Genomic DNA, 19,130 nt, shown 5'->3' on the forward strand with positions numbered 1-19,130 from the left:
TTGCATTTACTCGAGATTAACATCACCAGTAACATAAAAAACGGCCAGCATCTTAAGATACTGGCCGTTTTTTGTTAGTACATTTTTAATAGCTTAGTGCTTATGGTTGTAGCTGGGCTTTTGCCGCTTCAACTTTTGAAAAATCTAAGCCAAGTTCTACCACAGCTTCTTTGATCAAGGCTGGGTTTTGCATCACCATGCCCATCAACTGTTGTAGCTTTTCTGCAGGAATACCTAATTGACCAATAGTTGCCATTGCTGCGAATGGGTTTTCAGTTAACGTCTGGAACAACTCATTAATTTGTACGTCACTGATATTGTGTTCTTTGAAGATGGCAAGAATCGGGTTCATTGCTATACCTTGTAATGTTAATTGACTAAGTTGTGATTTTATCACGTTTTCACAATACTGTTGCAAGCCTCATTATCTATTCATGATAACTGTCGATATGATTGATGTATTGTTTACGGCCTCAGAGTCGCCGCTACGATTAACATCAGTCTAGTGATTCAGTCTTGTAGCTCCGCTTCATGACTCTATCTTAATTGCTCTGTCTTATTACGCTACAAAATATCAACTACTTGAAATAACTACATGAATAAAAATCTGTAATAATTCATAGGCTTATTCATGCCTGCCTGCTTGGTGTTGTGTTGAGGGATTATAGTGATAGTTCATCATGCCTATATTAACGGCGATGCATTATTGATTGAGTTTACAATATTGGCGTTTATACTAAGCCCGGTATGGCATGGTGCTGTATGTTTCGTTTAACTACACGGATGTTTTATATGGATATTGTTACCCTTTGTATTGCCGTTGTTATTTCTCAACCGTTAATTGTGTATTTGGCATTTTATAAAGATACCGGTCTGACAACGAAAAAAAACGAGTTTTATCAATCCTTTTTAGTTATTCCCCCCAGCTTTGCTTTCTTCTATCTAGACCAATATTGGTATGCGTTAAGTTTACTGGCTGCAGTCACGTTATTCGGTCTGCTATTGGCCAAAATGGTTAACCATAAGGCAAGCCATCCTATTGTTCGTGATGATCTCATCTCATTCGGTATTGCGTGGTTGATAATATTCGGCATAGGTCATTTTATTGCAGGTTTGTTTACAGATTCAAGTCCAGACATCGCTGTAACACCAGAAGTTACTGCGGTAACAATACAACAAGGAATGTACTCCGCATTATCAATTTCACTGCTTTATTTAGCGATTATGCTGGTGGTATTTTGTGTCCGAGTTTTAGAGAAAAAATATATAACCAAAGAAAAGTTTAGCGACTTTTTGCTACTCATTTGTAGTGTTATCGGTGGTGCGCTTCCCGTCATGGGTGACTATTTTATGTTGAGTATGATGCTAAACTTTTTTAGCTTGTTTTATATCAGTGGAATGATTATTCGCTTAGATGGGACTGGTCCTTCTAGTGGCGCCGTTGGTTTTATTTTTAGCTATTTATTTATGATGGGTGCAGGGGTTTGTCTGTTGTTCAAAGGTGGAGCTTGGTTGTTTGGTTAACCTTTACTGAGTATAAAGCTCATTATTCTGCTATCGATGTAGTACTAGTATTTTAATACGCTTAATGACAAAAAAGAGATATAGAAAAGCGAGATCACACCGTGATAAATGTTGGAATTTGCACTGCGTTTTTAATATTCTTTTTATGGTCCAGCATGCTTTTAACAAGGGCTTGGCATTACTGATTTGTACTCGTCATGCTATACAACTTACAACTTACAACTTACAACTTATGACTATTGACTATTGACGAGATTTTAGCTGAGCTTGACACAATGCTAGCAAAGCACAATTGAAGTACATGTGGCATTGAGTGTTTTAAAAAATAAAAAATCATCTCAAATTGAGATGATTTTTTGTTCGGACGATTTAAGCTATAGCCTCATTAATAACGTTTGTTTCTAGCTAATTAAAACGTGACATTTTTTTCTGCACTACAAGTGACAGTAGAAGATTCGCATACTTGATAAGTGTATGTTCCACCGCCTTTTGCTGAAATACTATCTGTATAGCTACCGTCATTTGCCGTAGTGGTTACTTTGCTGTTGTTGCGGAAAATGTCTACATTGGCTGAACTTGCACCACCAAAGGTTAAATCAACTTTGTTAACGCCTTTCGATTTATAACCATTAAGTGACAATGTAATATCGCCGCCCGTTGGTGGCGGAGTTACCCCACCGCCTGCACAGCCATTACTTGATAAATAAGCATCTGCAGCAGCAGCTTGCACAATACCATAACCAAAGTAGTCATCTTTACCTGATGCTCCGGCGTCTAACGCTGTGGCTTTAAGTGCTGCACGGATTTCACTGCCCGTACATTCGTTATGTTGTGACCATACTAAGGCTGCAATTCCCGACACCGCAGGAGTAGCCATAGAAGTACCACTCATAAAGCCAAAGTCTGATGTACCAATATCAATATTTGCAGTTGCCGCATTAACTAAGGTTGATCTATCTTCAAATGCTGCCCCAACAGCAGGAATACTTGTCGCATTAGTATCACCTAATGTACCGTACAGCATGCCTGGTTCATTATTAATAATAATGGCACCGACACCACCAGATGCTTCACAGTTAGCGACTTTATCGTAAAATGAAATTACACCACGGTCGATCACACAAATATTACCGTTAGCACCTGAGTTGGTTGACTCAGCTGTTCCCATGTAAAATGTGTTACCCACTACTGAACCTGCGTTTTCCATTGCCGATGAGGAAAGAGCGAATCCGTCTGCTGATAAATTTGACGCAGTAGCTTGCCCTGCTGGATAGGTTGAAAGGGTATCTACACCGCCGGCAGAAACTTCAACACAAATGGTTTCATCAGTTGTTACTTTACGACCTTTACCCGATGTACATGTCGGGAACTGAGAGAAATCTGCAATAACGTTATTGCTATCATTGGCACCAATCATCATCACTGATGAATAACCTGCAGGATATGAACGCACATTATTGCCATCGTTACCTGCAGCTGCAATGACGAGCCCGCCAGCATCGCTGAAGCTTTGGAATGCATTTGATTCTGTTGAGTTTGAACCGCCGCCACCTAAACTCATGCTAATAATATTGGCGCCCGCTTGTGAACAAAGATTTGCAGCTTGAGCTAAATCAGATGAGTAACCCCACCCGTCGGCGTTAAATACTTTGATGATGTGCATATCAACACCAGGAGCCATGCCAATAACGCCAAAACCGTTATCTGCAGCGCCAATAGTTCCGGCTACATGTGTACCGTGTGGACCACCATTCTCGTCCCAGTTGCCTGTACCACTGTCGTTGTTACCGGTAATATTATTCCACACAAAATCAGCATTACTGCGATCGAGACCTGAGTCGATTACACATACTTTGATGCCCGCATTAGGATTGAATGTGACCTGATCAGCTTGCGATTGATAAACTGCATAAGGTGTTATTTGGGTTGTCATTGGATTACCAATGTCGTCGGAAAAGCCCATTAAATGACGTCGTTGATCTTCTTCAATTAATTTAACGTGTGGGTTATTGAGTAATCCTTTAACTTGATCTAAATCTTTGCCGGTAAACGTCGCGGCGATAAAACCTTCTCCATCAACATTAATTTGTGCACCTAATTTTTTGGCAAGAGCTTTTACAATCCCTTTTTTTTGTGGGTCAACTTGAATGACATAACGGTCGTCGCTTGCTTGTACATGTGCCGTTGCTGTAAGACCAAGAGCTAATAGTGACATTGAAATAGTCGATAGTTTCATAGAATAAGCATTCCTATTTGTTATTATTTTGTGGTGGTTAACTCTGCTTTATAGACATCAACGTGGCTTAGTCTTCAGCAGTTAAATTATTTCTACATTTATTTTGTAACATAAAATGCATTTGATTAACAAATTATTAACGTTGTGTATTTTGGTTTTAACCACAAAACAGTTTTTTATTTGCTGTTTAGTCGAGTAGGGCATTACCATGATGCACAATAAGAGAATAACAAAGGGCATATCATGCGAGCTTTATCAATCAATCAGTCACCACCGCGCAGTCGGCAAACTGGTGCCTCTGGAGCCAAACTGTTACTGATTATTGCAGCAACGATGCTTGTTACAGCAGGGCTGACATTTTTTATTATCCGCACTTATATCTTTCCGTCACCGCTTACCCCAGTCAGCTTAAACGCTAAAGAAGAGCAACAATTGGATCAAAAATTGACTCAGTTAGGTTGGCAAGTTGAACCTCGCTCAGCGGTTACAGCATCAAGTGGTGATTCCCGTACTACTGATAATGTTAGTGCAGATAGTGATGAGTTAACCCCTGAAGCGTATCGTGAGTTTGACGCTGATCGGCAAGTGACATTTAGTGAGAAAGAAGTGAATTCGATGATTGGTCGTAATCCTGATTTTGCTCAGCGTGTCGCAATTGATTTTTCTAATAACTTAGCCAGTGCCAAAATGCTGATCCCGATCCCAGACGACTTTCCTATTATGGCTGGGGAGATTTTACGCGTGAATACTGGGCTTGATATTCATCTTGATGCTAATCGTCGTCCAGTTGTTGCGCTAGTTGGCGTGAGCTTAATGGGCGTGCCTATTCCGAATGCGTGGCTAGGAAACATGAAAAACGTTAACTTGGTCGGTGAGTTTGGCGATCGTGGCTTTTGGAATGCTTTTGCTGATGGTGTTGATGATATTGAAATTCGTGATGGTGAGTTGTCGATCAAACTGCGCAAGTAAATATTGTAAGTCGTTGGTGTTTTTAAAAGTGGGCGTTGATATCAAGCCCACAACTTAGTATTTATTTATGACTGAACTGTTCTGGGCTTGTTCATTCGAAGTGTGGCTCATTCGAAATACGGTTCACTATATGCGCGACTATTGTCGATGATACTCTTTTCAATCCGACGATAGCTAAGTGCGATAAAGTACCTTCACCACATGCCAGCCAAATTTGGTTTTGACGAGGTGCGGCGTAATGAGCTCGCCGTTGAAACAGACTTTATCGAATGGTGGCACCATTTGACCTTTTTTAAATTCACCCAAATTGCCGCCGCTTTTGGCCGAAGGACAGCTAGAATGTTTTTTGGCTAAAACATCAAATTTAGCACCGTTATTAAGCTGCTTAATGATGTCTTCAGCCTGAGTTTGGTGTTTAACTAAAATATGTAATGCTGCTGCGGTTTTGGCCATGTTGGTGCCTGTATTTATTTGTTTGAATGGGTAGATCAATGTTTTGCGCGGTATTATACCTGCTTAGTCGACCAAATTGGCATGATAATCTAGCAATAATTTGCTCTGTTATGGGGCATGGCCTGTTACTGTTTGCTCTCCTTATCGATTGAACATCTACATGGATCCTATAAAGTAGATGCATGCTAGTAAAATGCCGCAAGCAAATAACAAAAAAGGAAATTTTTAATGCTTAAGCGAATCATACCCTTATGTATAGCGAGTGCGATGACAATGGCTACACCAGTTAATGCAGAAGAAGACAAATATATTTGGTTAGAAGATGTTGAAGGCGCTAAGCCGCTGGCGTGGGTTAAGCAGCAAAATGCTGTGTCTGCAACACACATTAAGGCTTACTCAGGTTTTGATAACTTAGTCTCAAACAGCCTAGAGATTTTAAACGATAAAGCCCGTATTCCTTATGCCACTCGTATTGGCGATTATTTGTATAATTTTTGGAAAGACGAAATCCACGAGCGTGGTATTTATCGTCGTACCACACTGGCGGAATATGCTAAGGCTGAACCCAACTGGGAAACCGTGCTTGATATCGATGCCCTTGGCAAAGCAGAGGGGGTTAATTGGGTATTTAAGGGCATTGAATGCCAATATCCACAGAACGAGCGCTGCTTTGTGTCGTTGTCTCGTGGGGGCGCAGATGCCGCTGAGGTGCGAGAATTTAATTTAACCGCAAAAGCGTTTGTCGACAGCACTCAAAAGCCGTTTGTGTTGGCTGAAGCTAAGTCAAGGTTAAGCTGGATTGATAAAGATACCGTGTTTGTCGGAACTGATTTTGGTGATGCGCAAAGCATGACGGATTCAGGCTATCCAAGTGTGGTTAAATTATGGAAACGCGGCACACCGTTGTCTGCAGCCAAATTAGTGTTTAGAGGTGATAAAGCCTCAGTTGCCGTGTCGGGTTATGTGATGTTTGATGATAAAACACCGCTGAATATTGTCACAGAAAGTTTAACCTTCTACACCGCTAAACATTATGTTTATCAAGATAGTAAGTTAGTGTCGCTGCCTATTCCTAAAGATGCCGATTTAAAAGGTTACTTTAAAGGTCAGCTATATATAGAGTTAAAAAGCGATTTAGTCACCCCCAAAGGTACTTTCAAACAAGGTGCCATTGTTTACACACCCGTTGATAAACTCATTGCGCAAAAACCTGAGTTTAGTGAACTGGTATCGCCAACGAAGCATGCTTCTATTTCACAAGTCGCATTTAGCCAGAATGCCATTTTTGTCACTTGGCTAGATGATGTAAAAAGCAAACTTGTACGATACATGCAAAACGATAAAGGTGAGTGGCAAAGCAAACCTGTGCCATTTGAAGCCAATGGCACCTTAAGTGTGTTTGATGTTGAACGTGATAGTGATGATTTTTTTGTTAATTACACCAGCTTTTTAGAACCAGCCAGTTTATATCGCTTAAATGGTGCCAGCTTAAAAGCCGATAAAATTAAAGCAATGCCGCAACAATTTAGCGCCGATAAGTTTGTCACAAAACAGTACTTTGTTACGTCAAAAGACGGCACTAAAGTACCTTATTTTGTGGTGATGGCTAAAGACATTAAACTCGATAGTAGTAACCCTACATTACTTTATGGTTATGGCGGTTTTGAAGTATCGCGCTTACCAGCCTATTCGGCCACAATTGGTAAAAACTGGTTAGAGCAGGGCGGTGTTTATGTACTTGCTAACATTCGCGGTGGTGGAGAGTACGGCCCAGCCTGGCATCAAGCAGCGTTAAAGCAACATCGTCATAAAGCGTATGAAGACTTTGAAGCCATTGCCGAAGACTTAATTACTCGTAAAATTACGTCAAGCAAGCATCTTGGTATTCAAGGTGGTAGTAACGGTGGTTTGTTAATGGGCGCAGCATTTACTCGTCGTCCTGAGCTGTATAACGCTGTAGTGTGCCAGGTGCCATTATTGGACATGAAGCGCTATAACAAGTTATTGGCTGGTGCCAGTTGGATGGGCGAATATGGTAACCCTGATATCGCAGAAGAGTGGGAATACATTAAAACCTATTCGCCATATCACAATTTAAAACAAGGGGTTAAATACCCTAAAGTGTTCTTCACCACGTCAACACGTGATGACCGTGTACACCCAGCGCATGCGCGTAAAATGGTGGCAAAAATGGAAGACATGGGCATAGATGTGTTGTATTACGAAAACATTGAAGGTGGCCATGCTGGCGCGGCAGACAATACTCAGGCCGCCGAGTTAAGTTCAATGGTTTACGCATACTTAATGCAACAGCTTCGTTAAATTTATCAGTAGCCAGGGTTGAATAAAAAAGGGTTTCAGCGCTGCTGAAACCCTTTTTTTGTTTTCAATATTCACAGCTATACAGTGTTAAACTATTTATCTAAGCGGTGCATACCCAGTTTTGTATATTCAAGCCGTGCTGCGAAAATGATAAAAAGAGCCGCAGTGTAGTGCTGCGGCAAATAGCCTGAAGCTAATGAGCACAAGTGGTTTTCTCTCGCCATTAGCCGGGGGGAGGCTGAATGATGATTAATTGCTTGGGTCAATCAACTCAATTTCATTACTGGCAAGCGCGCCCTTAATTTGGACCGCAACCTTAAAGACCATTTCAGCATTTGCCGATGCTTTACTTTGTAAGTCGAGATCGCTCACATTAAAAGTATATTTACCCGCAGTATCTGTCGCTTCTAATGTGCCTGTACAGGTGTCGGTGGCTGTACTATCGCATTGATAGTTTTGAGTGACATGCCAACGTTTCCAAGCTTTAGGCTTTATGGAAGGTGAGGCCGGGTCAGGAAAACCAAAATACACAATATCGTAATTGGCTACGTTCGTTAGCGCTTCACCTTCACTATTAGCAACAGTGAATGATAGTGCGCCAGTAATGGAGTCAAATGTGTCGAGTTTAACCACCACAGTGCTGGCATCATCAATACTCACGCCATCAACAACAGGCGGTACAACTACTACTGGTGGCACAACAACAGGTGGCACAACAACAGGGGGAATAACAACCACTGGTGGCTCAGTGACAACTTCGTCATCATTGTCGCTATTACAGCCAAAGATTAACAATGAACTCGCTAATATGGCGCTAAGATATTTAACCTTCATGATGCGCTCCTTAATTGTAATGCCCTGTGTGACAAGTGGTACATTCCATATCCGTTTTCACGCTAGCTGCAGAGCCCATCGTTTCGGTAACGCCATGACAAGACTGACATGCCTGCGCTTCAGCAGACGGTTTTGCTTCTGCTAATACTGAAATATCTTCACCGGCATTGGCACGATTGAGTAAATCAACAATATAAAAAGCCATGCTGGCAGAGAGGCGTTTGCAACGTTCACCTTTTAACGCAAAAGGCTTTCCAGATGCCGCAGACCAATTACTAATAGATGAATGGCACAGTGGGCTGTTAGCAATAGAGGTTTTACCTACTTCGAGTGATTTAGCATCTGTAGAGCCAATGCCCGCAATGAACTCAGCAGATGATAAAGGTAAATCGTTAGTTTCGTAGTAGCGGAACGATGCACCAATAATGGCGCTGTTTTGCCCATTAATATCATCAAGAATATTAATCAACATACCGGCAGCATTAAGGTTGCCACACAATGTTCCTTGGCCAACCACGCCTGCCCAACCATAGCCTGCTAATGCAGTAGGGATAGTGGCAAACTTACTGGCGTCAACGCTGCCAGATGCCGCTAGCATAGTCACAATGGCGTGAAACACTTGGTGCATACAACCGCCCCCCGTTTCATAGGCAAGCTTTGCTGTTAGCATCGCATCAAGTGGCGCATATTTAAGTTTTTCACCTAGTTCTAAACGGTAGTTTCCATCTGCGTCTGTGGCAGCAAATGCAGACGTGCCTAATAATGTTGCCCCAGCTGCTGCAGTGCTTAAACCAATAATCTGTGTCAATGCTTGACGTCTGTTCATGCTCATAATAATCACCCTTTACTCATCGTTATTTTATTATTCCCAATCTCTAGTGTTGGGGGTTTTTGAGTTGTTAGTAAAAAACGGGCTAACAACTTGATGTGGTAACAATAAGCAATAGAGCAATTAAAGATGTGATTCAAAGCAGATAAAGATAGCAGATTGAAATATGGATTTTTAGTGATTATGGCATCGTTTTTTTACGGACAATTTGACTTAAATTTAAGGGTTTTCATGATGTAAGTCTCATTATTTTCCACATTTCATACATCTTCTCAGCCATTTAGTCTGTTTTTAAAATCATGAAATGACGTGATATCGCTCACAAATTGATTAGTTTGCACATTTAAAGGCTTACATTTTATAAGGAATAAAGTGCTTAAGCATCAGGATCACAGAATTAATAAGATTTTATGCATACACTTCAGTATGTCGAAATTAGGTCAATTATAGAGGCGGTCTACATGCAATTGGGGCATTGCAGGTTCAGTATCGACAAAGGGGAGTTGATTAACCAGGAAACTGGGGTGGTGTGGCATCTTCCCAGAGCCGAATTACATGTGCTGACTTTATTGGTCGAGTATCAAGGGAAAGTTGTTGCTAAACCATTATTAGAGTCAGGTCATGAAGACGAGTCACATTTAAGTTCAGCGTCAGTCGCTAGGGCTATTTTTACCTTACGGTCTTTTCTTGGACCACAATATGAAACGCTTATCGAAACAGTAAAAGGCCAAGGTTATTTGCTAAGGCATCATCGTGCCCGTAAAGAAACCGACAATAAAGTGGGCCGCGTATTCATTCGACCATTACAAGTTTTGCTGGTGGTCATAGCCCTTATTAGCGTGTCGCTGGTAAGTCTATGGTGGTTTAATCAAGTCGGCCATGCTGTCAGCCCAACCATGCCGTTGAGTATAGAAACGGTGAGCTTAAATTCAGGCCAGCAAGTCGATGTGATTTTATATTCCCCTTCAAACACTAATAACGAGTTGCTGACTGATCAAGGGCAACAGCTCACACAAAGTTTATTAGGTTGTACCGAAACGGTATGGAATAAAGCTTTTTTATCGTTATCGCATGACAAGCAAGTACTGAATATTACTTTAAGAGGTGATTATTTGGGCCAGTCTATTATTCGTAATTTAAAAATTAGCGACTTACGCCAACCTAAACGATTTATCAATTCAGCATGGCTTGAACAAGTGAACATTTGCGACTCGTTACCTGTTCGACTTGCCTCATCTCATCGATCTCAGGGGCGTTAGTACAATGGCAAGAAAAGGGTTATGGATAGTCAACATTGTCATTCTGCTGTGTTTGCTGGCCAGTATTGGTGGCATTTACGCGTTAACATCTAAGGCTCCGAGCTTTATGTTGAGCTGCAGTTCAGAACTGTTTAATCATGAAGTTGATGCAGCAGACAGCGATCATTACTTATTGGTCGATTTAGTCTCTAAAGATGGTTTAGCCCAAATTAACTATCGCTATTATGATTTAGATGGCAATTCTGCTGGCACGTTAGCGATGACGGGAAAAGTGAATAAAATAGATGCTAAAAGGCAAATGTACGATATTTCAGTGACCACTAAACAAGAGTATTTAGGTAGGAGCAGTCTCGATACACCTGCACATTATGAATATTTATCGTATGTGAGCGGAATAAATTTAAACAAGAGTGGCATGCATTCATTAAGTCTTCAGGTGTTGGAACGCGATGAAGCAAAAGATTATGCAGTAGTACTTTTTCAGCCGAGTAATACCGTGTGTGGTTGTCGTTTGGTGCATTAATTTATGCAAACAAAAAGGTCGATGCAATGCATCGACCTGTTAAGTATTTAACCCTAGCTCGGGTTATTTATGCTTTAACCGAGTGTAAGGTCACTTTTTCTGCTTCAGCTGCTTGGGGCTGAACCTGAGTATTAGACTGAGTTAACTCTCCAACAGGTAAAATAGTTCGGCCGTATTCAGCATTAAGCACTTGGGCCATGGCAAAGTAAATGGCGCTTGCTCCGCAAAAAATACCCTCAAAACCTGCAATAGTGCCAAGCAACGCATTACCGGTAAAGTCACGAGCGGCCAATAAGAAAAACAAGATAGTTAATGAACCAAATACTACTTGTTTTGCCCGTGGATAACGTAACGATCCTACAAACATAAAGGCAGTAAAGGTGCCCCATAGTGTTAGATACCACCCCATAAAGTGTGCTGGACTGGCGGCTATGCCCATATTTGGCATTAGGATGATGCCCACTAAGGTTAACCAAAATAGGCCGTATGAAGTAAACGCGGTGGTGCCGAAGGTGTCGCCACGCATAAAGCACATCATACCGACAATAACTTGGCCAATGCCACCGTAGAAAATCCCCATTGCGAGGATCATCGAATCAATTGGAAAATAGCCAGCATTATGAATATTGAGCAGTATGGTTGTCATGCCAAAGCCCATTAATCCTAATGGCGCCGGATTCGCTAATTTTGTAGACATTGTGTTCCTCTAATGGAAAAGTTCAACGGCGAATGTAATGCCGCCAAAAGTGAATCTGTACCCTTATGGGCAAGGCGCGCATTTTAGAGAAAGCGTCTGTGGGTAGCAATAAGCAAGAATGGGCATGTTGCGTGAATGATAAAATAAATATTCACCTTTAAAAACAATAGCTTAACTGATTATTTTTATGAAGTAGTTTAAGGGTGGCTGGGATGATTATAATAAGTTGTTTAAATTCAATTAGATAATGGCATTGCATCGGAATGGGGTGACATAGTTCAAGTTGTTGCTATTGGTGTGATGAGTCTCAAAAACAGCATCGTTATATCATTCACTTGGGTTATTAAGCCGTAGCTGATAAACGTAATTTTGTGATGCAAGCGATACAAATTCACTAAGTTTGTTGTGGCCTGCAAAAATAACATTTGCTGCAAAATTTATCTCTATGGTCAATAAATGCCGACTAGCACCGACAATTTCCTGCTGCTACTTTGCGTATTATACCAAGCTCATTTACCCGTTCGATTACTTCACCTATCGAGATGTTTGGTCGCAGATGACAACTCATTTGTTTGATTTGTGTGCTAGACCACAGACGCGCTTTCGTGTGATAGCTAGTCTGTAGTTAGGCTTTAACTAAAACCACATTAAATATACCAGCATCTTTGTGGTTTATTGGCATCGGAGGTTATATGCAACATAGGTTTATCACTACAGTATTAGGGACTTTAAAGCCTAATCTACTGCAATCACTTGCCCAGGTTAGCCGTGAAATAGGTGCAAGTTGGGAAACCAGTAAAGTCATTAAACTCGACGGGCAATTTGTGGCCATGATGAGGGTGATGATAGATGTCGATAAGGAAGCGGCATTAAAACAAGCATTAGAGCAACAGTTTTCACAATTAACGTTCGTCTATGCAGAATATGAGCATGATTCTGTTCGTCTATCACAAGAATGTAAACTCACTCTAGATTGCAATGATCGCTCAGGTTTAACCCATGATATGAATCAAATTTTAGCCGATCTTGAGGTAAGCGTAGACCACCAGGAATGTTACCGTGTGCAAGTCACCAGTTTAGGTAAAACGGTGTACAGCGCTAAGCTGACATTAAGATTACCGGAAAATGTGACTATCGCATTGTTAATTTCACAGCTAGAAACATTAAGCGATAATATTCGAATCGAAGTTAACTAACCTGTCCCTCATTTGGGCAATCGTTCATCGTTTTCCTGGAGTGGCTTCGATTCAGAAGTAGTGAACTATCTTGAGCTGAGTTCGCTAAAGACTACTTTGTTTCTGCCACTGCTTTTGGCTTGATATAACGCGCTGTCGGCGAGATCGATTGCTTGTTCTATTGGTATGTCTTGGTTACTGAGTTCAACGACCCCAAAACTGGCGGTCACGCTAATTTGCTGACCGCAATAAACAATAGGTGTTTGGTTAATCATGGCCCTTAATCGCTCGGCGACATTGATAGCCTCCTGATAATTGCTGCGCTCGATTAATATAACAAACTCTTCACCGCCCATGCGGCCGATTAAGTCGTCTTTTTTTATATGTTGTTTGATTAACTGGGTAATGCTGATTAATACTTGATCGCCGCCAGCATGGCCGAACTGATCGTTAATTGCTTTAAACTTATCTATATCCCAATAAATGAGGCACGCATGTTGCGGCTGCTTTTGTAACTCAAGTAATTTTTGTTTTGCGTGGCTATAAAATCCTCGACGATTAAAGCAATCAGTCAGCGGATCTGTCATCGCCAGCAACTTCATTTCTTCGGCCAAATCAGAAGCCAGCATATAAATCACAAATACTGACATCCCAACATAAGCCGCAGGTAGGGCGGTAAAGTTAACAATGGCGTAGAGCTTTATAAGTTCTACATCCATCTCTCTACCTTGGGATAGTGCGATACTCGCTGCAACCAATATGCACATTGCAAATATGAAATGCATTAACGACGCACCAATTTCGGCAGGGCGTGATTTGGTGCGGTGTTTAATAATCACCACGCTGGTGATCATCAATAACAACACATCAACGTATAAATACAACGACATTCTTAAGCCTAGGTGGGGGCTAATATACGTAAAGTAATAGGTTAGCATCATCCCAAATACGCCTATGCCTAGCAGTGTTGCGGGATGGATTTTAGTGTTAGTGCGTAAGCAATGCCCCCATGTCCCGAGCACCACCGACAGCATGGAAACACTGCAACCTATCATCCAATACAGTTCGTGAGAAAGAAATAAGCTTTTAAACAGACTATTAGCCCACAGCACTGTTGAGGCTAAAAAAGATAATGAAAACATTAACGCATATTTTTGTTTTCCCATGGTTTGCCATGTCATGAAAAAGATTATCGACAGCAGAATGCTAGAAAAAAACAAGGTGATTAAAATATACGTAAACGGACTTTCCATATGGTGACTTCCTAGCTTATGGCTTTGTTTATACAAATCCAAAACGGAGCTATGTTTACTCGAACTAGACAGCGGATTGCAGTGCTTGCTGGTAATAAATAACCGATGGATGGGGCAACAAATACTACAGTGTTTATCAACTGTAGACGGCAATAGCAGCCTTAGCCAATTGGGATAGGATAATAACTTTTGGATGGTTAATTAATCAGCAATGATGAGGTTAGGCTGTAGCGAGTTGTTTTATCGCTTGTTCGGTTAGCGTTTCGGTATATGAGTTGATTTTGAAATGCTCAACACTCCAACCTTTAATAAAACGTTGAAAATCAGCCCAAGCCACACAATATAAAGGTCGCCATTTTTGTTGTACCTCAAGTGGATCGATTAACGGATGACACTCAGCTAGGCCTTGGGTTAGCGCGGCAAAATAATGATTAAGATAACCATTAATTAACGCTTCTGGTTCGTGATAGCTCAATACACTGCTTAACAACATTATCACGTCTTTCATGCCGCAACCTTGGCCGATATATTGAAAATCGACTGCTGCAGCATGGTCATTCTGGCTAAAACAAAAGTTAGCTAATTTGGCATCGCCATGCACCAAGGTTTGAAATGGACATTGTTTCAAGGCATCGTCGATGAGATGGGCTGCCGACTTAAGTGGGCTGTGGGCTAAAGCGGCTAACTCGTCTGGTCGCGTATCGAGATGCCAATATGTGCCAATAGGCCAAAGCCCTGTTGGTTGTACGTGCATGTATTTAGCATGAAAATGCCCTAGCCACGTTAAGCACGCGAGTACGGTGGCAGATGTGGCTGTTTTTCTGACTTGGGTAAACCCCAGGGTATGCAAGTCCTGTAATACTAATAGGGTTTCATTGGCTTGTTGGTCTACATACAAACAACGCGGAAGAGGACTGAATTGCTGCTGTGTATGATTATTTGCATAGTGTTGATACCAATTCACTTCTACTTGATACGACTGTAATTTACGCTGATGCGACAGTGGAGTATTCCAACCTCGAGGATGCGACTCCGGTTGAGGCAAACAGATATATTTCACAATCACCGATGAGTACTGTTTGCCTGTTACATAAGCGCGAAATAATTGGCCATAACCACCCCAAAGCGGTTGAATTACCTCTATATGAGTGACTCTATCTGCCGAAATAGCCTGACTAATTGTTTGTAAAATACGGTTTGGAATTTTCAACGCTATCTCGTTAAAGCTATTTCTGGCTGATGTGAAGTAAGTTGCTCATTATCCATCGTTTAGCATCCATCATTTATTCAACTTATAAAGTCGGGCGATGTAAATCAAAACGTAACTCGTCAGAAATACCATAATAAGCCGATGGACCGCCAGCACGTAATACGGGTTCAGCTAATGCTGTTTGATAAATCCCTTCTGCGCTCAACAAGTGCTTTTCAATATGCACAGCCACTACTTCACCAAGTACTAGCCAAGTATCAATTTTGTCACCATTAGCTGCGGTTAACTGAATGCATTGCGACAGTTTGCATTCGAAGCTGACCGGGCTTTGCGCAATGCGATCGGCTTTAACAATGTTGCCTGCTATTGGCGTTAGTCCGGCAAATTCAAATTCATCAGTACCACGGGGTAATGCGGCAGAGGTTTGGTTCATTTGCGCGGCTAAACTGCGGGTAGTTAAGTTCCATACAAACTCGCCAGTTTCAACAATGTTGGCGACGCTGTCTTTCCAACCAGTACTGGCAAAACCGATAATTGGCGGATCGTAATTAAAGCAGTTAAAGAAACTATAAGGCGCTAGATTTCGCTGGCCTTGGGTATTGCGAGAGGCAATCCAGCCAATGGGGCGTGGGCCAATAATGGCATTGAGTGGGTTATGTGGCAGGCCATGACCTTTACTAGGTTCATAAAAATAGCGATTATCAGCACTCATATTTTACCTTCTTTATATTGTTGAGCTTGTTATAGCGACATCAAATATTACCACATCAATTATGGTATCAGCGCCGTCCACAGTAAGCGTAAACCTACCACTATCATTAAGCTTAGAATGATTTTTTTAAACTGTTTTTCATCAAACTTATCTTGAATGCGCAGTCCGACTTTTACCCCAACCCAGGCAATTGGCGCCAATAGTGCGGAGACTAATAAATTACTAAGGTTAATTTGTCCTAGCATGCTGTAGGGAATTAACTTTACTGCATTCACAACCGCAAAAAATACCACAGCAGTGCCTAAGTATTCTGTTTTGGGCAAACGCAGTGGGATTAAATAAGCATTTAATGGCGGCCCACCGGCATGAGCAACAAAACTGGTAAAGCCAGCAATCGTGCCGCAAATTCGGCCGATAAAAGAGGATGGTTTCCGTTGTGACCATTCACCTAAGGTCAGGCCATAAACACCAAACCCTAACGAAATAACCCCTAATAAGCCGCGTAAATACTGCTCATTCAGTTGATCAAATAGCAGATAAGCCACCACAATACCGACAATGGCCGCAGGCAACAAAATCCACAGTTGGGTCGTATTTTGTTTTCCCCACCAAGAGCGCACACTTAAAAAGTCCATGTAAACCAATAGCGGTAACATGACTGCCGCAGCGGCTGCAGGGCTAATGGCCAAGGCAAGTAAAGGCACGGTTAATCCGCCCGCACCGCCAGCAAAGCCTGATTTTGACATCCCGGTAATTAATACCGCTGGAATAGCCACTAACCAAAATAATGGATCTGTTAACACTGACGTTCCTCGCGATGTTAATCAGTTAAAATGGATAGGCTAATAACAGATGGTTAATAGCCTATTCATGAAAATGAATAAGTTAACTGAACATGTCGTTTGGTTGAAGTTAAACGAGATGGAATCATAGCACCCGCTCCCGTTAATTAGGCAAGAAATTAGCAGGAGGTTAAGTGCTTATGACTAGATTAAGAATTAGCAGACCGCAATAAGAAGGGAATACTACTTTCGTGATGATTTAAAGGAACGAAAAATGCTAGCTAATTTAAGTATCTATTTATCATTAACTTAAGCGTAACAACGTTATTTTTTATGGCTCACCTTCCATAGAAACAGACTAGCCAATATGGGGGTGATGTGTGATTCTGTTATCTAAGCTCATTATTTAACGGATAATATCGTCATGATCCAACTGTGCGAGTGGCAACAGCAGGGGCAATTTTTGTCTATTAACGATCAGCAGATCTTTACTCGTCAAGCGGGTGATAGAAAGGCGCCAGCGTTATTGTTAATTCATGGTTACCCTAGCGCAAGTTGGGATTGGGAAGGTATGTGGCATGAGCTAACTCAACACTATTTTGTGGTAACTCTTGATATGTTGGGCTTTGGATTTTCAGACAAACCCAAAAATGTTGATTATTTAATCAGTCAGCAAGCCGATATTTATGAGGCTGTTTTACAGCAGTTTGGCGTTAGCCATTATCATATTCTAGCCCATGACTATGGTGATACGGTCGCGCAAGAGTTGTTAGCAAGACAACTTGATGGCAACAGTACATTGAGTATTAACAGTGTGTGTTTTCTTAATGGGGGTTTGTTTCCCGAAACCCACAAACCTTTGCTCATTCAAACCTTGCTACTGTCTCCATTAGGGCCTCTGGTGTCTAAGTTAATTAACAAACAAAAGTTTGCAGTTAATTTACAACGTATATTTGGGCCATCGACACCGCCTACGCCACAGGTTATCGACGCTTTATGGCAACTGCTTAACCACAATAATGGCTTAGCGGTAATGCATAAATTGATTAACTATATCACCCAGCGTAAACAACACCGCGAACGTTGGGTTGGGGCGATTATCAACAGTACAATACCGATCAAGTTGATCGCTGGGGTTAAAGATCCGATCTCGGGCCAACACATGATCGATCATTATCGTAAATTGATTCCTCATGCAGATGTAACCGAACTGCCTACGTTGGGGCATTACCCACAAGTCGAAGACGCGAATGCCATTATCGCTGCCTACTTACAGTTTAGATTAAGTCGTACTTAGCAAATAACTTAGCAAATAACTTAGCAATAAGAGTTGGCATTATGAGATAGCAATAAGAGCTAGCTTACGTACAAATAACACGGCCTCAGGTCACTGCATTAGTCTGCAGTATCGTTTGTGTTTACGTCGTGTCGAAGCGCAAAAAATACTCAACTTACGTTTTAGGTTGTTCTCAACAATTATGGCATCACTGCTTTATGTGCGCGGTTTTGTTTGAGTATTGTCGAATCAAAATTGTTCCGAATTATCCATAATAGTAGGCTTACATCTCAAAAAGCATCCGGAATTATTATTCGCTCATATCCTCCTGCAAAATAACATGATATTTTACAATCAAATGGAGTTTAACCTGTTAGGTTTATGGAGAAACAATGCAGGCTTTTTTAGTCGCTCAAGCAAATATACCCTTTTCAATTGCGCTCGCTATTGTGGTCATATTGGGGATGTTCGAAATCATCGCCTTGATTGCAGGCTTAAGTGTATTTAGTGCACTTGAAAATTGGTTTTCACTCGATGTAGATACAGATGTTGATACCACGGTATCTGTTACCGGTATGACCGGTATATTGGGTTGGCTGTGTCTTAATCGCTTACCGTTACTTATCTGGTTTGTATTAGCGTTAAGTAGTTTTGCGATAGCAGGGTATGTGATTAACTTTGGCTATTCACAACTTTTTGGCAGCTTCTTACCCCAAATCATCACCGTACCGGTTGCGTTAGTCATAATGTTTTTTTCTAGCCACTTTATTGGTAATGGTATTGCCAATATTCTCCCTAAAAACGAAACCTCAGCAATATCAATTGATGCGCTTGGCGGTTGTGTCGGCAAGATCACCCAAGGTCGTGCAATAAAAGGCATGCCGACAGAAGCGGTGGTTCGGGACACATTTGGGCAGAAACACTACGTGTTAGTTGAACCAGAACACGACGATGTCGAATTTTTGCCTGGCGTCGATGTTGTACTCATCGCTCATCAAGGCAAAGTCTGGACAGCAACCAGATTCAGTTAACCAAAAATATCTTATTGAGATATACCCTAAAAATAAAAATGTCAT

At 41.4% G+C, this 19,130-nt stretch carries 18 protein-coding genes; 8 read left to right on the forward strand and 10 right to left on the reverse strand.

Annotated features, from left to right (window positions below; genetic code table 11):
- Positions 1-100 precede the first annotated feature (100 nt).
- A complete protein-coding gene (locus H5181_RS04595) occupies positions 101-352 on the reverse strand; it encodes a DUF2999 family protein (RefSeq protein WP_011639055.1) in 252 nt (83 codons plus the stop codon).
- 440 nt (positions 353-792) lie between these two features.
- On the opposite strand from H5181_RS04595, the gene H5181_RS04600 reads away from it, so the two are divergent.
- Positions 793-1,524: a hypothetical protein gene (locus tag H5181_RS04600; RefSeq protein ID WP_182750355.1), complete on the forward strand. Its 732-nt coding sequence runs from the start codon at positions 793-795 to the stop codon at positions 1,522-1,524.
- A 409-nt stretch (positions 1,525-1,933) separates the two neighbouring features.
- On the opposite strand, the gene H5181_RS04605 is transcribed toward H5181_RS04600, so the two are convergent.
- Entirely contained in the window at positions 1,934-3,760 is a 1,827-nt protein-coding gene (locus H5181_RS04605) for a S8 family serine peptidase (protein WP_182750356.1), read from the reverse strand.
- A 243-nt stretch (positions 3,761-4,003) separates the two neighbouring features.
- Between H5181_RS04605 and H5181_RS04610 the strand changes: the two genes are divergently transcribed.
- Positions 4,004-4,729 carry an arginine N-succinyltransferase gene (locus H5181_RS04610; protein ID WP_182750357.1) on the forward strand — a complete coding sequence of 242 codons (726 nt, stop codon included), beginning with the start codon at positions 4,004-4,006 and terminating at the stop codon, positions 4,727-4,729.
- 174 nt (positions 4,730-4,903) lie between these two features.
- On the opposite strand, the gene H5181_RS04615 is transcribed toward H5181_RS04610, so the two are convergent.
- The gene (locus tag H5181_RS04615) at positions 4,904-5,182 is read right to left on the reverse strand and encodes a peptidylprolyl isomerase (RefSeq protein ID WP_011639051.1); all 279 of its coding nucleotides are present in this window, start codon (positions 5,180-5,182) and stop codon (positions 4,904-4,906) included.
- 228 nt (positions 5,183-5,410) lie between these two features.
- Here H5181_RS04615 and H5181_RS04620 point away from each other — a divergent pair, with 228 nt between their 5' ends.
- Positions 5,411-7,504: a prolyl oligopeptidase family protein gene (locus tag H5181_RS04620; RefSeq protein WP_182750358.1), complete on the forward strand. Its 2,094-nt coding sequence runs from the start codon at positions 5,411-5,413 to the stop codon at positions 7,502-7,504.
- Positions 7,505-7,753: 249 nt separating this feature from the next.
- On the opposite strand, the gene H5181_RS04625 is transcribed toward H5181_RS04620, so the two are convergent.
- Together H5181_RS04625 and H5181_RS04630 are read right to left on the reverse strand one after the other, a co-directional pair.
- On the reverse strand, positions 7,754-8,338 hold the full coding sequence (locus tag H5181_RS04625) for a hypothetical protein (RefSeq protein WP_011639049.1): 585 nt from the start codon (positions 8,336-8,338) through the stop codon (positions 7,754-7,756).
- Between the two features lie 10 nt (positions 8,339-8,348).
- Positions 8,349-9,170, reverse strand: a complete 822-nt coding sequence (locus tag H5181_RS04630; protein ID WP_011639048.1) for a hypothetical protein — start codon at positions 9,168-9,170, stop codon at positions 8,349-8,351.
- A gap of 458 nt (positions 9,171-9,628) precedes the next feature.
- On the opposite strand from H5181_RS04630, the gene H5181_RS04635 reads away from it, so the two are divergent.
- Complete coding sequence (locus H5181_RS04635; protein WP_102035844.1) at positions 9,629-10,426, forward strand: helix-turn-helix domain-containing protein; 798 nt, start codon at positions 9,629-9,631, stop codon at positions 10,424-10,426.
- Between the two features lie 4 nt (positions 10,427-10,430).
- A complete protein-coding gene (locus H5181_RS04640) occupies positions 10,431-10,949 on the forward strand; it encodes a hypothetical protein (RefSeq protein WP_182750359.1) in 519 nt (172 codons plus the stop codon).
- A gap of 67 nt (positions 10,950-11,016) precedes the next feature.
- Here the strand turns inward: H5181_RS04640 and H5181_RS04645 are convergent, their stop codons facing one another.
- Positions 11,017-11,646, reverse strand: a complete 630-nt coding sequence (locus H5181_RS04645; RefSeq protein ID WP_059747845.1) for an acetate uptake transporter — start codon at positions 11,644-11,646, stop codon at positions 11,017-11,019.
- Positions 11,647-12,338: 692 nt separating this feature from the next.
- On the opposite strand from H5181_RS04645, the gene H5181_RS04650 reads away from it, so the two are divergent.
- Complete coding sequence (locus H5181_RS04650; RefSeq protein WP_059747846.1) at positions 12,339-12,842, forward strand: glycine cleavage system protein R; 504 nt, start codon at positions 12,339-12,341, stop codon at positions 12,840-12,842.
- Positions 12,843-12,907: 65 nt separating this feature from the next.
- Here the strand turns inward: H5181_RS04650 and H5181_RS04655 are convergent, their stop codons facing one another.
- From H5181_RS04655 to H5181_RS04670, 4 genes are all read right to left on the reverse strand, one after another.
- Positions 12,908-14,074 carry a GGDEF domain-containing protein gene (locus H5181_RS04655; RefSeq protein ID WP_182750360.1) on the reverse strand — a complete coding sequence of 389 codons (1,167 nt, stop codon included), beginning with the start codon at positions 14,072-14,074 and terminating at the stop codon, positions 12,908-12,910.
- 220 nt (positions 14,075-14,294) lie between these two features.
- The gene (locus tag H5181_RS04660; RefSeq protein WP_182750361.1) at positions 14,295-15,284 is read right to left on the reverse strand and encodes a phosphotransferase; all 990 of its coding nucleotides are present in this window, start codon (positions 15,282-15,284) and stop codon (positions 14,295-14,297) included.
- An 82-nt stretch (positions 15,285-15,366) separates the two neighbouring features.
- A complete protein-coding gene (locus tag H5181_RS04665; RefSeq protein ID WP_011639041.1) occupies positions 15,367-15,996 on the reverse strand; it encodes a flavin reductase family protein in 630 nt (209 codons plus the stop codon).
- Between the two features lie 59 nt (positions 15,997-16,055).
- Positions 16,056-16,799 carry a sulfite exporter TauE/SafE family protein gene (locus H5181_RS04670; protein ID WP_123776699.1) on the reverse strand — a complete coding sequence of 248 codons (744 nt, stop codon included), beginning with the start codon at positions 16,797-16,799 and terminating at the stop codon, positions 16,056-16,058.
- A gap of 403 nt (positions 16,800-17,202) precedes the next feature.
- On the opposite strand from H5181_RS04670, the gene H5181_RS04675 reads away from it, so the two are divergent.
- Both H5181_RS04675 and H5181_RS04680 read left to right on the forward strand, forming a co-directional pair.
- Entirely contained in the window at positions 17,203-18,075 is an 873-nt protein-coding gene (locus tag H5181_RS04675; protein ID WP_182750362.1) for an alpha/beta fold hydrolase, read from the forward strand.
- A 371-nt stretch (positions 18,076-18,446) separates the two neighbouring features.
- Entirely contained in the window at positions 18,447-19,085 is a 639-nt protein-coding gene (locus tag H5181_RS04680) for an OB-fold-containig protein (protein ID WP_182750363.1), read from the forward strand.
- Positions 19,086-19,130 lie beyond the last annotated feature (45 nt).

This window comes from Shewanella sp. SG44-2 (assembly GCF_014164215.1).
Classification (GTDB): Bacteria; Pseudomonadota; Gammaproteobacteria; order Enterobacterales; family Shewanellaceae; genus Shewanella; species Shewanella frigidimarina.

Excerpts from the sequence above, each read along its gene's own strand:
- H5181_RS04595 (WP_011639055.1), bottom strand. The coding sequence starts at position 352 with ATGAACCCGATTCTTGCCATCTTCAAAGAACACAATATCAGTGACGTA.
- H5181_RS04600 (WP_182750355.1), top strand. The coding sequence starts at position 793 with ATGGATATTGTTACCCTTTGTATTGCCGTTGTTATTTCTCAACCGTTA.
- H5181_RS04605 (WP_182750356.1), bottom strand. The coding sequence starts at position 3,760 with ATGAAACTATCGACTATTTCAATGTCACTATTAGCTCTTGGTCTTACA.
- H5181_RS04610 (WP_182750357.1), top strand. The coding sequence starts at position 4,004 with ATGCGAGCTTTATCAATCAATCAGTCACCACCGCGCAGTCGGCAAACT.
- H5181_RS04615 (WP_011639051.1), bottom strand. The coding sequence starts at position 5,182 with ATGGCCAAAACCGCAGCAGCATTACATATTTTAGTTAAACACCAAACT.
- H5181_RS04620 (WP_182750358.1), top strand. The coding sequence starts at position 5,411 with ATGCTTAAGCGAATCATACCCTTATGTATAGCGAGTGCGATGACAATG.
- H5181_RS04625 (WP_011639049.1), bottom strand. The coding sequence starts at position 8,338 with ATGAAGGTTAAATATCTTAGCGCCATATTAGCGAGTTCATTGTTAATC.
- H5181_RS04630 (WP_011639048.1), bottom strand. The coding sequence starts at position 9,170 with ATGAGCATGAACAGACGTCAAGCATTGACACAGATTATTGGTTTAAGC.
- H5181_RS04635 (WP_102035844.1), top strand. The coding sequence starts at position 9,629 with ATGCAATTGGGGCATTGCAGGTTCAGTATCGACAAAGGGGAGTTGATT.
- H5181_RS04640 (WP_182750359.1), top strand. The coding sequence starts at position 10,431 with ATGGCAAGAAAAGGGTTATGGATAGTCAACATTGTCATTCTGCTGTGT.
- H5181_RS04645 (WP_059747845.1), bottom strand. The coding sequence starts at position 11,646 with ATGTCTACAAAATTAGCGAATCCGGCGCCATTAGGATTAATGGGCTTT.
- H5181_RS04650 (WP_059747846.1), top strand. The coding sequence starts at position 12,339 with ATGCAACATAGGTTTATCACTACAGTATTAGGGACTTTAAAGCCTAAT.
- H5181_RS04655 (WP_182750360.1), bottom strand. The coding sequence starts at position 14,074 with ATGGAAAGTCCGTTTACGTATATTTTAATCACCTTGTTTTTTTCTAGC.
- H5181_RS04665 (WP_011639041.1), bottom strand. The coding sequence starts at position 15,996 with ATGAGTGCTGATAATCGCTATTTTTATGAACCTAGTAAAGGTCATGGC.
- H5181_RS04675 (WP_182750362.1), top strand. The coding sequence starts at position 17,203 with ATGATCCAACTGTGCGAGTGGCAACAGCAGGGGCAATTTTTGTCTATT.
- H5181_RS04680 (WP_182750363.1), top strand. The coding sequence starts at position 18,447 with ATGCAGGCTTTTTTAGTCGCTCAAGCAAATATACCCTTTTCAATTGCG.